The following is a 14,888-nucleotide window of genomic DNA, read 5'->3' as shown; positions in this document are numbered from 1 at the left end:
CTACAGCATGTATATGTTTGCATTTGGGAGATTATTAGCTAAAATTAAATAAATGAATGAAACCCGCGCAAATGGCGGCTTCCCGCCGCTTGGCATAAACATCGGCGTTAAGAAAAGGACGACTCGGGAGGGAATTATGGATAATAAATCGGAATCGCAGAAAACAGGCAAAAAGATATTTGCGTTGAACATTATCAGCAATGAGGAGAAGAGCAAGCATAAGGGCTTTGGCGCGGGCTCGATCGATTTGAACAGCATGTCTCCGGTGATCATCGACGGCAATGAGGCTTATATCGATATCGGGGCGATGCACGCCAAGAGCAAAGTGGAGAAAGGAATCAAATTCTCCACCAACCGCGAAGATGTGCCGGCCGGCCGCCAGGTTTGGATCGTGTGGGTCGCTGTGGACCGTTCGCCGGAGGGCCAATTCTACGGCGGGCTTACGGCCTGTGAAATGTGGATCGATTCCGAAGCGCGCCGCGGGTGGAAGATTCTCGCCGATCATGTAAACAAGATGGATTACGCGTTGAAACGCCGCATTATTCTGGACGGCCTTTCGGCGGAGCAAAAGAACGCCTTGAAACAGCTGTTGATCGATACGAATCAAGAGTGGTGGGAACGCTCGCCCGACGAGCTGAAGGCGGCGTTGGAAGCCTAATAACAAAGGAGGTTGGCCCCGAGTCATGGGTATGACGGGGGCCAACCTCCTTTTTTGGTTTGCGGGATACTCATCACCGCTTAGGATTTGCCGAGTTCATATGTTTTGGTTTCGGGCGGCGTGCCGGAGCCGGGCAGAGCCCACTGGAAGTTCAGCCGGTTTCCGTCCCGGCCGGTGTAAATCAGCCCGTCGCCGGAGTTCCAGTCGCCGCCTTCGATTTTCTTGCTGCTGGCTTGATCCAGGAGCTTCCGGTGAAGCGGCGTGGCCTTACCGGTCGCGCGATCCACGATAAGCAGAGCGCCGGTGGAGAAGGGGCGGATCAGCAAAAAGTCGGGCTCGACGGCTTCCAGGCCGTATTCGTCGTCCGGGCCGCCGCTTTTTTCCAGGTCGATCGTTTCGGCGACCTTGCCGTCCGGCGTGACAAGCTGCGCGGTTTGGCCTTCGTTGAGCACGATTTTTCCGTCATGGGAGAGATCGGCGTTTTTTATACGGACTTGGGAGAGGCCTCCCCCGTAAGACAGGCTGGACTGGGCGACAATCGCGCCGCTGTGGATGACCGCGCGGTGAAGGCTGCTGAAAATATGCGGTTCCCCATAAGCGTTATCGACATCGACAATATAGGTGGTGTCATCGACTTGACGCGCGCTCAAGTTCAATTCATCGGGGATTTCGATATGGACGGTACCGAGCCGGGAGGGAAGCTGCCCGGTCGTCCCGCCATAAAGGACGCCCTGCTGCCGATTTAACCAGAACAGCATACCGCCGGTCTGAGTTAGCCGATATTTCGAAGAATAGGTGTAGCTGATTTTCTTCGGTCCCGCGGCGTTTACCGGAATGCCGAACAGCTTGGAAAACAGGGAGGCGGGCACGTAAGTCACTCCATATCTAACTTGAACGGGGGCGCCCAGGGAAACGGGAACCGCGTTCTTTCCGACGGCTTGGGCGCTTCCGGGTTGAAGCTTGGCATATTGGCTGACCCCGGTAAGCTCCAGAGCCTTGGTCTGTGCGTTAAACGTCAGGTGCAGGTCGAACAGCTCGGCGACGTCCCGCAGCGGAACATACAGCTGGCCGGATTGCTTAAATACGGGGTGCTTAAGGGAATAGACGACTTTTTGATTCGCCGAAACCGCCGCCGCAGCGGCGGCCTTTTGCGGGGCGGTCAGACCGGGCAAGGCTCCTGCGGTTCCGAGGGAAAGAACCAGACACGCCAAGGCGGTCTTGGATAGAGCAGTTCTCTTTTTTTTCATGAAGGAACCTCCTTTTCTACCTACTTTATGTAAAACGCAAAAGAGCCCGGTAAAGTTGTTGTTCTGCGCCCCGGTTTGCCCATAATTTCCTATAGTTATAATTCCTCGCCAGTCTTAGCAAAACCGAGGCAAAAACCGATATAAAAATTATAAATAATCACGAAAAGTTAGTAGACCCGCCGCTAGACAGCGGACATCGACGAAAAAGGAGAGAGCGGGTTGAACAGTTTAAGTTGGGGAATCGTCGTAACGGTCGGCATCATTTTTCTCATCGGCTCGTTCGGATTGGCGCAGAGGTACCGCAAGCGGCTGAGAGAGCTTTCGTCCAAGCTCGATCAAGCGGAGCGGAGGGCCCGCCTAATGGAAGATATGCTGAATAACATAAATTTGGGGACGTGGTCTTACGACAGCATGACGGACAGCGTCTCCTTTATTTCCAGAGCCTTTATTGGAATTACGGGTTATGTTCCCGAGGACTTTACGAGCAGATCGGCTTGGGAGCAAATTGTTTATCCGGAAGACACGGATCGCCTCCATACGATGGCTTACCGGGTAAGCCGGGGGGAAACCGTCGTCGATTCCTACCGTATCGTCCATGGCAACGGCGAGATCCGGTGGATGGAGTTCCGGATGATTCCTACCATGAATGAATTTGGGCAAATGGTCCGGCTCGACGGCATTCTCACCGATATTACGGACAAGAAAAAGATCGAGAAGGAATTGCTGGAGTTTGAACATCGCTTCTCCCGGCTGACCGAACTCTCTCCCCATCCGCTGCTGGTGCAGAAGGACGGGCGATTGACTTACGTCAACCCGGCGGGACTGCGGATGCTCGGTGTGGAGAAGCTGGATGATATCGTGGGGGAGGAGATCTATTGTATTCTGCCTCCCGAAGAGTGGGAGAAGGCTCGGCAGCGTATTCGGGTCATTGTGGAAGAGGAGTACGGGGAAGCCATCGAATACCAAGTGCTGTCACGGGACGGTCAACTGATCCAGACGGAGGTCACCGGGGTGTACGATGCCTCTTCGGGTTCTACCGTTCACGTATTTTACGATATTTCCGAGCGCAAAAAGGTGGAGACCGCATTGAAAGAGAGCATGGAACGGTACCGCAGGCTGGTTGAGCTGTCCCCTGTCGCTATCGCTTTGTGCCACGACGGTCTGATCATTTATGTAAACCCCGAAGGTTTGCGGATTCTGGGGGCCTCCAAACTGTCCGATGTCGTCGGAACGACGCCTTGGGATTGGGTCAGCGAGGAAAATCGGGATTGGGCCGAAGCGCTGATGCGGGACTTGGTCCGGAACGGTTCGCTTCCGCCGGAAGAGATGACCCTCGTGCGGACGGACGTGGAGAAGTTGGAGGCTTTGGTCGTCGGCATTTATGACCCGGCCCATGCCTCCGTCGAGATTGTTTTTGAAGACATTACATCGCGAAAGATGGCGGAGAGAGCGTTATTGGCCAGCGAGGAACTCAACCGTCACCTGGTCGAGTTGTCCCCGCTTTCCATTATTCTGCACCATAATTACAAGATCGCCTATATCAATCCGGCGGGGACGGCCTTATATGGCGCCAAGATGCCGGAGGAGATGCTGGGCCTGACGTTGATGGAGCTCCTCGGGCCGGAGGACGTCGAAGAGGTCATGACCTGCATATCCGGGCAGTTGGAAGGCCAGGGCAACACGCCGCTGATCCAACACCGGATGATCCGCAAGGACGGCGGTGTCCTGGAGGTGGAGTCGGTCACGACCGGCCTCCCTCATTTGGGACGGGGGACCGCGATGACGATGGTTTGGGATGTGACGACGCGAAAAAAGGCCGAAGAAGAACGGCAAACGGCCGAACAGAAAATCCGGGAGAGCGAGGACCGGTATTTCCGGCTGCAAATGAGCCTGGACCAGTTCTCGTCCGATCTGTTCGGTGTGGTGAAAGTGGAGGAGTTAAACGGCCGGTTGGTAAGGGAGGCCCGGCAGGTATTGGATACGTGCCGAATCAGTCTGATGAAGATCGGTGCGGATGGCGCAGTGGTGGTCACCCACGGGGGCAAGGAGGTTCCCGACGGCGTGCTGCAGAGCATTCGGGAGCGGGGGCCGGACCGGCTGCCGTTATGCCAACTGATCGATACCTTGGACGGGCATTATGTCAAAATCGGGGAAATGAACGGAGAGAGCCGGATTCTGTGCGTGGGGGAAAGCTCGGCGCTGCTCTTAATTCAGGCGCAGCGAGTTTGGCTGGAGACACTCTCCCGGTACGTGAACGTTTTGTACGATAACTTCCGGGTGATTGAAGACTTAAGAAGGAATGTGGATCAACTGGCCTCCGGACAAATGATGCCGCAATGGCTGCTGCGCTTTATGTTTCATCTGTCCGAAAATGAACGGAAGCGGCTCTCGCAGGATCTTCACGATGCGGCCCTGCAAGAGCAGATCATTTGGTATCGCCGGCTGAACCAGTTATCGGCCAATGCCGATCTTCCGGCCCGGTATCGGGAACAGCTGGAGGAAATCGAGCAAGGGCTTCTGGATGTCGTATACCAGATTCGCATTACCTGCAACGAGCTTCGTCCTCCGCTGCTACATGAGGAAGGGTTGGAGCGGTCGTTGGAAGCCCTGTTTGAATTTACCCAGATGCGTACCGATTACGCCATCCAGTTTGACTACTCGGATCTCGGCTACGTCATCCATGACGATGTCATTATCGGGTTGTACCGAACCGTACAGGAGATGTTGTCCAATGCAGCCAAGCATTCCGGGGCTTCCCGCGTCGTCATTAAATTGTTTTCCGAGGATGACCGGATAAACCTGCACTATGAGGACAACGGGATCGGCATGGATGTGGACAAGACGGCTAACACCTTTAACAGCATGGGGATATACGGAATGAAGGAGCGGATTCGCAGTATGGAAGGATGTATTGCATTCGCTTCTCCGGCGGAGGGCGGATTGTTTATCCGAATCTCGGTTCCGGTCCGATCGACAACAGGATAATCAAGGAGGAAGCGGAAATGATCAGAATTTTACTGGTGGACGACCATCCCGCCGTGATGGCGGGGACGAAGGTCTTGCTGGAGCAGGAAGGGGACATGGCGGTTGACCTGGCGGAAACGGCGGAGAAAGCGATGGAATTGGTCAGGCGGCAGGAGTATGAGCTGATGCTGATTGATCTGCACATGCCGCACCTCAACGGGATTGACCTGGCCAAACAAATGCTGGCTATCGCTCCGGACACGGCGGTTCTGATCTATACCGGTTTTGAATTTACCCATCACTTCAATTTAATGGTGGAGACCGGTATTTCCGGCTTCGTTCTCAAGACCTCGAATAAAGAGCAGCTGGTAACTTCGGTACGTTGCGCTCTGCGCGGGGAGGCCGTGCTGCCGTTGACGCTGGTGAAACAGCTGAGGAGAATCTCCGTGCAAGAAGCGGAAGCGACCGGGGGCGGATCGGGGATCGGGGTTATCTCGAACAAGGAATACGATATTTTAAAACAGATTGCCCGAGGCAAGAGCAACAAAGAAATCGCCGAGAATATGCTGGTGAGCCAACGGTCGTTGGAATATACGCTGACCAGTCTTTTTCAGAAATTGGGGGTGAAATCCCGAATCGAAGCGGCTATGAAAGCTAAAAACCTGGGTCTGCTATCCGACTCCGATTTTTCTGTACCCCCAAGATCATAACGCCTGGTTGAATAGTTCTAAAGTCCTGTAAAAAGTCCCTATGGGGCTTTTTTTTTTCGACATAATTCCGCATTTATATACATAATTCTCTATAATTCCGCAATTTTTTTGCGGACCCCCGCAATAATTTTTCGGTTACCGTGGGTCGGGGCGCGTGTATCATGAAAATCAAACATAACTTAGGACATTCCTCACAGAAAGAAGGTAAAAATATAGTGCAAAAGTATGACGGGGCGACGGAGCTGCTTAACAGCGCCATAGAATCGATGCAGCATGTATTCTCTTGTCCAATCCAAGTGGGTGCGCCTCTTTTGTTCAGCCAAACCTTGATTCAGAGCGATGTCGGCGTTTTGGTCGGTATTGTGGGAGACTTGGAAGGCCGGTTGATTATCGAAGGGGAGAGCCGGATTTTTACGCATTTAAGCCAAAGTATGTTCGGCATGCCGCTGGAAGGAGAGATGCTCCACAGCTTCGTTGGGGAAATGGCCAATATGATTGCCGGCAACACGTCCACTCTGCTCGCCAACCGCGGAAAGCGCATCGATATCACGCCGCCGACCATCATGGTGGGGCAAATGCAAATGTACGGCTTTAACCGGGGAATTAAAATCGCGGTGGAGCTTGAGGCTGTCGGACCGGTGAACACCATATTATTGCTTCAAGGCTAAGGGGGAAATTTTGATGAAAAAGATATTGGTTGTAGATGACGCCGCATTTATGCGTTTGATGTTAAAGGGAATATTGAGCAAAAACGGATACGAGATTGTCGGCGAAGCCGAGAACGGGCAGGAAGCGGTGGAGAAATATCGCAGCTTGTCACCCGATTTGGTGACGATGGATATCACGATGCCGATCATGGAAGGCGTGGAGGCTGTCAGACAAATCAAGAAGTTGGACCCCAACGCAAAGATCATCATGTGTTCGGCAATGGGGCAGCAAACAATGGTGGTAGAGTCCCTCCAGGCGGGGGCCAAGGATTTTATTGTGAAACCGTTTCAGGAAGAACGGGTGCTGGAATCCATTCGCAAGACCCTGGGAGCTTAACAAGAGGCAAAGGCGGGTATCACAGTGAATTTTATTCGTTCTCATCATAACGAACACTTGTCGGGGGAAGATCTCGAGAAGATCTTGGAGCACTTGGAAGCGGAATTGGAGCAGATCAAAGACGAGGATAGCGAGGGATAAGACATGGGATGGTACCGTAACTTGAAGGTTGCAGCAAAGCTAAATCTGGGGTTCTTGTTTATGTCTGTCATGCTGGTGTTTGTGGGGTACTTTGGTTTGAACAGTTTGAATAAGATGAGCGACAGCCTTTCGGATATGTATGACAATAATTTGGTTACTGTAAGAGACGTGTCCGACGCCTATGGGATGTACCAGCGTTTGCGCGTAAACATCCGCGATATGTGGTTGTTATCGGAGACGCAAGCCGATCGGGAGGAATACAGCCAGAAGATCGACAGCTTCATGAGCGAGGTCGACCAAAGCGTCGCCCAGTACAGAGGGACCGTGTTGACCCCCAAAGAGTTGGAGATGCTGGATGCATTCGTGCCGGTCTGGGAGTCTTATAAGAAGCTGGTCGACCAGTCAAGGGAACTTATCAACGCGCAAAAAACCGAAGAATTCCTTGCATTTTTGAAGGGGGATCTGGAAACGACCGGGGATGAAGTGATGGCCGGCCTGCAGGATCTGGTGAAAATAAATGTCCAACTGGCCGAGGAACGTAATGTGGAAGGCAAGCAGTTATATGAGACTTCCAGGAACATCACGATCTTGGTTCTGGTGGCTTCCATTATCCTGAGCATCTCTTTCGGCCTTGTGCTGTCCCGAAGCATTTCCGGACCGCTGCGCCGGGTCGTGGATCTTGTTGAGCGGGTATCCGAGGGAGACCTTCGGGACACGATCGACATCTCGAGCAAGGACGAAGTCGGACAGCTTGCCGCCGCCATGAACAACATGATCGGCGGGCTGCGTACGATCGTCGGCGGTGTGGTCTCTTCCGCGGGAGGCGTTTCGGCAGCGGCTCAGCAAATCTCGGCCAGCACCGAGGAAATTGCCGGAGGAAGCACCAGCCAAGCGCACGCGGCACAAACGATCAACGAGCTGTTCAAAGAATTGTCGGCAGCCACCCACTCTGTGGCCCGGATTGCGGAACAGGCGTCGGACATTTCCGCCGATACGATGGACATCGCCGAGCAGGGCGGTAAAGTGGTCCGCTCTTCGGTGGATGGGATGAATGTCGTGAATGAACAAGTAGCCAAGCTGGAGGAAGATTCGAATCGGATCGGTGAAATTATCGAAGTGATCGACGATATTGCGGAACAAACGAATTTGCTTGCCCTGAACGCGGCGATTGAAGCGGCTCGTGCGGGTGACCAGGGCCGCGGCTTTGCGGTCGTGGCGGATGAGGTCCGCAAACTCGCGGAACGGAGCGGAGAGGCCACCAAACAAATCACAACCATCATTAAAGGGATGCAGGAAAATACGCGTCACAGCGTCAAGGCGACCCGGGACGGCGTGGCGTACTCCAAACAAACCGGCGAGGCCTTCGAATTGATCATCAACAAAATCAACGAGTCGGCGGGTAAAGTGACGGAAATTGCCGCGGCGAGCCAACAGCAGGCCGCCCAAACCACCGAGGTTATGGCTGCCGTCGAGAGTATTTCGGCCGCTACCGAGGAAGCCGCGGCGAGCTGCGAGGAGACCGCTTCCGCGGCGCAGTCTTTGTCGGGGCTGGCGGAAGAACTGAATCATACCATTTCGGTGTTCAAGTTGAATTCATAATGAGGCGGTGTCTAACGTGAAATTAAAGCAAGCGGCATTCTCCATGAAACTAAGAGCCCGTATGTTGCTGACCATCCTCGGGGCTATTGTTCTCCTGCTCGGTTTCCTAGTGACCTTTGTCAGTATCAGTACTCGGAACGAGGCGATCGACTCAGCCATGGAACTCTCCAAAGTATCCGGGGAGAAGATTGGAGTAGAAGTACAGAAGGAGTTTGACAACACGATCGTTTCCGCCCGGAACCTGGCCGACGCGTTCCAGAGTATGAAGCGGACGAATACGGTCAGCCGGGAAACGGTCAATGCGATGCTTAAAAATATGCTGGATAACAACCCCTCTTATATCGGGGCCTGGACGGTTTGGGAACCGAACGCGTTCGACGGCAAGGATGAAGCCTACCGCAACAAACCCGGATCGGACGAGACCGGAAGATTGCTGTCCTACTATCAAAGAACCGGAAGCGGCTCCAGGCTGACGGCAAGTGAGAATTATGAGGTTCAGGGGGCGGGGGATTACTACCTGCTATCCCGAAACAGCGGCAAGGAAGTCATCCTGGACCCCTACAGCTTTACCATTGAAGGGAAGGAGGTCATGATGACGTCCATCACCGTGCCGGTAAAAGAAGACGGCAAGGTCGTCGGGGTCGTGGGGGTGGATCTGGAGCTGGAATATCTGCAAACGATGATGAGCCAGTTTAAGTTGTACGATACCGGTTTTGCCCACCTCTATTCCCATGAGGGAACCATCGTGACGAATCCCGACCGGGAAGCCGTCGGGAAGAAATTGAGCGAAGCTTTCCCTACGGCGGATGTACAGGACATTATGACCTCGATTCAAGGCGGCGCCAGCTATTCGTCAAACTGGGAAGGGTCCTATCTCCTGTACACGCCGATCTCGATCGGACAGACCGAAACGCCGTGGTCGGTGGCTACGGTCATTCCCATGAAGGAAATTACGGCGGACTCGGATCGGCTGCTGACCACGATTATTCTCGTCGGAGTCATCACCACCCTCTTGCTTGGCGCGGTTATCGTCTGGCTGACCGGCAGTATCGTTAAACCGCTCAACCGGACCGTGGAGGTCGGGGAATACATGGCCCGCGGCGATTTCACGAAAGAGCTGCCGGAAAGGCTGCTGCGCCGAGGCGATGAAATCGGCGTATTGGGCAGGGTATTCCAAGAAATTACCCGGAGCATGGGCTCCATGCTGGGACAGGTGAGTCAAAACGCCGCCCAGGTCGCCGCCGCTTCCCAGCAAATCTCGGCAAGCGCGGAGGAGCTGGCCTCGGGCAGCGGAGACCAGGCGTATTCGGTGCAGACGATCAATGAGCTGTTCAAAGAGCTGTCGGGCGCGATCAATGCCGTAGCCGCCAGCGCGGCGTCGGCGTCGGAATTGACCAACAAAACGGCAGGTATAGCCGCGAAAGGCGGGACGGTCGTACAGCGTTCGATCGAAGAGATGGGGACGGTCAGCCGCCAGGTCCTCCGCTTGGAAGAGGACTCCAGCCGGATCGGTGAAATTATCGAGGTCATCGACGATATCGCCGAGCAGACCAACCTGCTTGCGCTGAACGCCGCGATTGAAGCGGCCCGGGCTGGAGAGCAGGGACGCGGGTTTGCCGTCGTCGCCGACGAGGTCCGGAAATTGGCCGAACGCAGCGGGGAGGCGACGAAACAGATTGCAGGCATCATCAAGGGCATGCAGCACAATACGGCGGAAACCGTGAGAGCGGTGGAAGCCGGGGTGGTCTCCACCGGCAAATCCGGGGAAGCGTTCGATCATATCGCTGCGATGATCAGCGAATCCGCCAGCCGGGTGATGGAAATCGCCGCCGCGAGCGAGGAGCAGGCGGCCCAGGCGACCGATGTGGTGTCCGCCATCGAGAATATCTCGGCCGCGACGGAAGAAACGGCGGCAAGCAGCGAGGAAACGGCGACGACGGCGGGCGCGCTGGCCGAACTGGCCGAGGAATTGAACCGCATGGCTGCGGCGTTCAAAATCTGATCATGCGGAGGTAGAGAAATCATGCAGGCGAGCGGTCAGGAGCAGTACGTTGAATTCGGAATCGAGCAGGAGCAGTACGCGATCCGGATCGAAGACATTCACGAAATCATTAAAATACAGGATATTACCGCAATTCCCAACGTCAAGGACTACGTGAAAGGCGTGATCAATCTGCGGGGGCGGATCGTCCCCGTCATCAGCCTTCGCTGCTTCTTCGGCAGCGAAGAGGTTCCCTTCACGAAGAGCAGCAGAATCGTCGTTATTCACCATCAGGAGGAGGCGGTCGGGATTATCGTCGACCGCGTTAACAAGGTCACCACATTTTCGGACATTCAGCCTCCTCCGGAACGGGTCGGAGGCGTGCAGGGGAGCTTTTTCACAGGAATCGGGCTTGCGGAGAGCAGACTGGTCGGCATTTTACGGCTGGACGAAGTTCTTCTGCATGAATAAGGGGGCCAACCGGGGTGCTGTCTGAATATAGAGAGGTTTTCCTGGAGGAGCTGGAGGAACAGCTTCAACTGATGGACGAGGAGATTTTAAAACTGGAGCAGGAAGAGGACTGCTCGCAGGTCGTGCAGAGCCTGTTTCGGGCCGCTCATACCTTGAAAGGCTCCTCCGCCGCCATGGGCTATGATGTCATGAAGAATTTGACGCATGAAATGGAGCAGCTGCTGGATCTGGTTCGCAGCGGCAAGCGGGGGGTGACCGGCAAACTGATTGACCGGTTGTTCTATGCCCTGGACCATCTCAAGCTGCTGAAGCTGGATATCGTCGATGGCGGCGGAGGAACGGGGATCGATATTTCCGTTTGTGTCCGGCAGCTGCGGAGTTATGCCAGCGGAGAAGAGACGGACGGCGAAACTGCGGCCATTGTGAACGGCGAAGCCGAAACGGAGACAAAGGCGGGGACAGGAGCAGAGACAGGCGAATTCGGCGGAATGGAGGGCTTTAAGGCTCAAGAGCCGGATTTCGCCAAGCCTCCACTACCGTTGAATGTTCGCTTGAAGGCCGGCGAATGCCTGGATCAGGGGCTGAACGTGCACTGGATTTTCGTGCGAATCGCGGAGTCCTGCGCCATCAAAGGCGCCCGGGCTTTTGTCATCCAGTCCGGCCTGGCGGAGTGGGGGGAAGTGCTGTTTGCCAGCCCCGAAATGGAGGAGCTCCCGGAGCAAAACGGCGAAACGGCGGATATCGCTTTCCTTCACGCCGGTTCGGGGCGAAGTCCGGGAGACCTGCAAACGCTGGTATCCGACATGATGGATGTCGCCGAGGCGAGAGTCGAGGCGGTTTCGTCCGAGGAGTTCGAGCTGGTGCAGCCGCAGCTGTCCGCGGCCCTTCCTCTGGAGCCGGCGATGTCGGCCATACAACCCGTGCGGAACGAGGAGCGCGGAGCGGGAACGTCCGCCAAGGGCAAAACCCAAACCATCCGGGTAAGCGTTGAGCGCCTGGAGCATTTGATGAACCTGGTCGGCGAACTGGTGATCGACCAGACCCGCATTCATGAGGTCGAGCGGGTCCAGCGCAGACGCTTCAACGATCCCTCGGTTGAGGAGCTGGGGCATATCTCCGATCATCTTTCGCGAATTATCGGGGATTTGCAGGAAAGCGTGATGAAGACCCGCATGCTGCCGATCGAGCAGTTGTTCAATCGTTTCCCCCGTATGATCCGCGACTTGTCGCGCGATCTGGGGAAAGAGATCGAGCTAGTCATCGAGGGGAAAGACACCGAACTGGACCGGACGCTTATCGAGGAGATTGCCGATCCCCTGATTCACTTGATCCGCAACGCCTTGGATCACGGGATCGAGAAACCGGAAATTCGCCAGTCCAAAGGGAAACCGGCCAAGGGTACCCTTACGATCCGGGCTGCCCATGAGGATAACCAGGTCGTCATTTATGTGATAGACGACGGGGCCGGAATCGATGCGCTGAAGATGCGGAACTCGGCGATCGGCAAAGGGGTGATCACCGAGGAGGAGGCCGCCTACTTATCGGAGCGCGAGTCCGTCGAATTGATTTTCCGTCCGGGGTTTTCGACCGCCGCGGTCGTCAGTGACGTATCCGGCCGGGGCGTCGGCATGGATATCGTCAAGAGCCATATCGAGAAGCTGAACGGCTTGATCGAAATCGACACCGCCGTCGGGCAGGGGACCTGCTTTAAAATCAAGCTGCCTTTAACGCTGGCGATTATTGAAGGACTGCTGGTGAAACTGACCGGGCAGACCTACATTATCCCGATGAGCAACATTGCGGAAATCGTCCGCGTGACGCCGGAGGACATCAAAACGGTACGGGGACAATCGGTCATTCTGCTGCGTAATCAGGTGATCCCGGTCGCCTGGATTCATGAATATTTCCGTTTGCCGAAACCGGAGGGGCACAAGCCATACATTTCTCTGGTGATCGTCGGGTCGGCGGAAAAAAGGCTGGCGATGGTGGTGGACGAGTTGATCGGAAACCAGGAAATTGTGATCAAATCGCTCGGTTCCTACATCGGCAAGGTGCCGGGGATCGCGGGAGGAACGATTTTGGGAGACGGCAGCGTCGCACTGATCATGGAAATCGCCGGTCTGATCGGGAAAATCGGCGGAAAGGGCGCCGTATCACAAGGAGGATAATGGGGATGCATAGTACACTACAGCCGGATCAGGATTTCGAACGGTTTATTCAGCTGGTTAAAGGCAAGTCCGGGATCGATCTGGCTTTATATAAGGAAGCCCAGATGAAGCGGAGGTTGACCAGTCTCCGGGAGCGCCGGGGCTACAAGAGCTTTAGCGACTTTTTTCAGGCTTTCTCCGCCGATCCCGCCCTTTACGCCGAGTTTCTGGATCAGATGACCATCAATGTGTCCGAGTTTTACCGGAATCCGCAGCGATGGGAAGTGTTGGCGGACAAGGTCATCCCGGAGCTGCTCAGCCGCAGTCCGCGGCTGAAATGCTGGAGCGCCGCCTGTTCCACGGGAGAGGAGCCGTATTCCATCGCGATGGCCCTCTCCCAGTTTATGGACCTCCGGGAGGTTCAAGTTCTTGCCAGCGACTTGGACCAAAATGCGATTGAACGGGCCAAGATCGGCAATTATCAGGCGTCCGCGGTCAAAGACGTGCCGCAGGCGCATTTGAACCGATTTTTTACCAAGCAAGGGGAACGTTATTTGGTCTCGGACTCCTTGAAACGCTGTGTGCAGTACAAAAGGCACAATTTATTGGCGGATGCTTACGATACGGGATTCGACTTGATCGTTTGCCGGAATGTGCTCATTTATTTTACCGACGAAGCCAAGGAGACCGTCTTCTCCAAATTCAGCCAGGCTTTAAAGCCGGGGGGCTACTTGTTTATCGGGGGGACCGAACAGATTTTCCAACCGCTGCAGTATGATTTGGAGGCGACGGAGACCTTTTTCTACAGAAAACGTTTGGCCCGTTAACAGATCACATAACAAAGGAAGATACCAGTCATGGGAAAAATCAAGGTACTCGTCGTAGACGATTCGCTGTTTATGCGAAGAATGATCGTTCGGCTGGTCGAAGAAGATGCGGATATTGAAGTGATCGGCACCGCGCGGAACGGGGCGGAAGGCGTGAGAATGGTCAAGGAGCTCCGGCCCGATGTGGTGACGATGGATATCGAGATGCCCGAAATGAACGGCATTGAAGCGTTGGGGAAAATCATGGAGGAATTGCCGACGCGTGTCATTATGCTCAGTTCCCTGACCCGGGAAGGGGCCGAGGAAACGATTACCGCCTTGCAGAGCGGGGCGGTCGATTTTATTCCGAAGCCTTCGGGTACGGCGACCGCCGGGCTGGCCGGGGCGAAGGAAGAGATCGTCGGCAAAATCAAGGCGGCCGCGCGCACCCCGTTATCGGTGCTGATTGCGGCGCGCCGGGGCGTTACCCGGCAGACCGCCTGGGAGCCGAAGCGTGCCGCGACGGAAGGAACGAAAGAGTTCTCGCAAGTCGTGGCGATCGGCACTTCCACCGGCGGACCGAAAGCGCTTGAAACGGTACTGACCGGGCTGCCGGCGGATTTTTCGCATCCTGTGCTTGTCGTGCAGCATATGCCCGCGAAGTTCACGCTGTCTTTGGCGCAGCGGCTGAACAACTTGTGCCGGATCCGCGTCGTAGAGGCGGAGGACGGTCAGGTGGTGCAAGGAGGGACGGCCTACATCGCGCCCGGCGGCTATCATATGACCTTGGTCCGGAAGCAGCGGGAGGTCCGGATTGTCCTGAATCAGGAGCCGCCGCAAAACGGCCATCGTCCCGCCGTCGATGTGATGTTCGAGTCGGTGACCGCGTTGACCGGCCTGAAAAAACACTTTGTGCTTATGACCGGTATGGGCAGCGACGGTGCGAAAGCGATGGCGCAGGCGAAGCGTCAGGGCGCCGAATCGACGATTGCGGAGGCGCAGGAAACCTGCGTCGTCTTCGGAATGCCGCGGGCGGCGATCAACCTGGGGTGCGTCGACCATGTCGTTCCGTTGACGGTCATCGCCGCCAAAATCCGGCAATTGACCGGACATTAAACCA

Annotated in this window: 12 protein-coding genes; 11 read left to right on the top strand and 1 reads right to left on the bottom strand. The window is 55.4% G+C overall.

The window, feature by feature from the left end; all coding sequences use genetic code 11:
- Window positions 1-136 precede the first annotated feature (136 nt).
- A complete protein-coding gene (locus LBW89_RS24285) occupies window positions 137-658 on the top strand; it encodes a YwhD family protein (protein WP_148454357.1) in 522 nt (173 codons plus the stop codon).
- Window positions 659-738: 80 nt separating this feature from the next.
- Here LBW89_RS24285 and LBW89_RS24280 read toward each other — a convergent pair whose 3' ends face one another.
- Window positions 739-1,905, bottom strand: a complete 1,167-nt coding sequence (locus LBW89_RS24280) for a copper amine oxidase N-terminal domain-containing protein (protein WP_148454359.1) — start codon at window positions 1,903-1,905, stop codon at window positions 739-741.
- Window positions 1,906-2,124: 219 nt separating this feature from the next.
- On the opposite strand from LBW89_RS24280, the gene LBW89_RS24275 reads away from it, so the two are divergent.
- From LBW89_RS24275 to LBW89_RS24230, 10 genes are all read left to right on the top strand, one after another.
- On the top strand, window positions 2,125-4,890 hold the full coding sequence (locus tag LBW89_RS24275) for a PAS domain S-box protein (protein ID WP_148454361.1): 2,766 nt from the start codon (window positions 2,125-2,127) through the stop codon (window positions 4,888-4,890).
- A gap of 17 nt (window positions 4,891-4,907) precedes the next feature.
- Window positions 4,908-5,579 carry a response regulator transcription factor gene (locus LBW89_RS24270; RefSeq protein WP_148454363.1) on the top strand — a complete coding sequence of 224 codons (672 nt, stop codon included), beginning with the start codon at window positions 4,908-4,910 and terminating at the stop codon, window positions 5,577-5,579.
- Between the two features lie 215 nt (window positions 5,580-5,794).
- Window positions 5,795-6,247, top strand: coding sequence for a chemotaxis protein CheX (locus LBW89_RS24265; RefSeq protein ID WP_148454365.1), 453 nt, complete (start codon window positions 5,795-5,797; stop codon window positions 6,245-6,247).
- Window positions 6,248-6,260: 13 nt separating this feature from the next.
- Entirely contained in the window at window positions 6,261-6,623 is a 363-nt protein-coding gene (locus tag LBW89_RS24260; RefSeq protein ID WP_373317769.1) for a response regulator, read from the top strand.
- Between the two features lie 144 nt (window positions 6,624-6,767).
- Window positions 6,768-8,363: a methyl-accepting chemotaxis protein gene (locus tag LBW89_RS24255; RefSeq protein ID WP_148454369.1), complete on the top strand. Its 1,596-nt coding sequence runs from the start codon at window positions 6,768-6,770 to the stop codon at window positions 8,361-8,363.
- 16 nt (window positions 8,364-8,379) lie between these two features.
- The gene (locus LBW89_RS24250; RefSeq protein ID WP_170287116.1) at window positions 8,380-10,365 is read left to right on the top strand and encodes a methyl-accepting chemotaxis protein; all 1,986 of its coding nucleotides are present in this window, start codon (window positions 8,380-8,382) and stop codon (window positions 10,363-10,365) included.
- A 21-nt stretch (window positions 10,366-10,386) separates the two neighbouring features.
- Window positions 10,387-10,815, top strand: coding sequence for a chemotaxis protein CheW (locus LBW89_RS24245; RefSeq protein ID WP_148454371.1), 429 nt, complete (start codon window positions 10,387-10,389; stop codon window positions 10,813-10,815).
- A 14-nt stretch (window positions 10,816-10,829) separates the two neighbouring features.
- The gene (locus tag LBW89_RS24240; RefSeq protein WP_148454373.1) at window positions 10,830-12,983 is read left to right on the top strand and encodes a chemotaxis protein CheA; all 2,154 of its coding nucleotides are present in this window, start codon (window positions 10,830-10,832) and stop codon (window positions 12,981-12,983) included.
- A 5-nt stretch (window positions 12,984-12,988) separates the two neighbouring features.
- A complete protein-coding gene (locus LBW89_RS24235) occupies window positions 12,989-13,789 on the top strand; it encodes a CheR family methyltransferase (RefSeq protein WP_148454375.1) in 801 nt (266 codons plus the stop codon).
- A gap of 30 nt (window positions 13,790-13,819) precedes the next feature.
- Window positions 13,820-14,884, top strand: a complete 1,065-nt coding sequence (locus LBW89_RS24230) for a protein-glutamate methylesterase/protein-glutamine glutaminase (RefSeq protein WP_148454377.1) — start codon at window positions 13,820-13,822, stop codon at window positions 14,882-14,884.
- Window positions 14,885-14,888: the final 4 nt, after the last annotated feature.

The sequence above is a fragment of the Paenibacillus sp. alder61 genome, from assembly GCF_020179875.1.
Taxonomy (GTDB): domain Bacteria; phylum Bacillota; class Bacilli; order Paenibacillales; family Paenibacillaceae; genus Fontibacillus; species Fontibacillus faecis.
Note: the sequence above shows the minus strand (reverse complement) of the source record. Positions and strands in the feature narration are given on the sequence as shown.

What these genes read in the sequence shown, in the direction of transcription:
- LBW89_RS24285 (WP_148454357.1), top strand. Translation starts at nt 137, where the DNA reads ATGGATAATAAATCGGAATCGCAGAAAACAGGCAAAAAGATATTTGCG.
- LBW89_RS24235 (WP_148454375.1), top strand. Translation starts at nt 12,989, where the DNA reads ATGCATAGTACACTACAGCCGGATCAGGATTTCGAACGGTTTATTCAG.
- LBW89_RS24280 (WP_148454359.1), bottom strand. Translation starts at nt 1,905, where the DNA reads ATGAAAAAAAAGAGAACTGCTCTATCCAAGACCGCCTTGGCGTGTCTG.
- LBW89_RS24260 (WP_373317769.1), top strand. Translation starts at nt 6,261, where the DNA reads ATGAAAAAGATATTGGTTGTAGATGACGCCGCATTTATGCGTTTGATG.
- LBW89_RS24245 (WP_148454371.1), top strand. Translation starts at nt 10,387, where the DNA reads ATGCAGGCGAGCGGTCAGGAGCAGTACGTTGAATTCGGAATCGAGCAG.
- LBW89_RS24255 (WP_148454369.1), top strand. Translation starts at nt 6,768, where the DNA reads ATGGGATGGTACCGTAACTTGAAGGTTGCAGCAAAGCTAAATCTGGGG.
- LBW89_RS24270 (WP_148454363.1), top strand. Translation starts at nt 4,908, where the DNA reads ATGATCAGAATTTTACTGGTGGACGACCATCCCGCCGTGATGGCGGGG.
- LBW89_RS24230 (WP_148454377.1), top strand. Translation starts at nt 13,820, where the DNA reads ATGGGAAAAATCAAGGTACTCGTCGTAGACGATTCGCTGTTTATGCGA.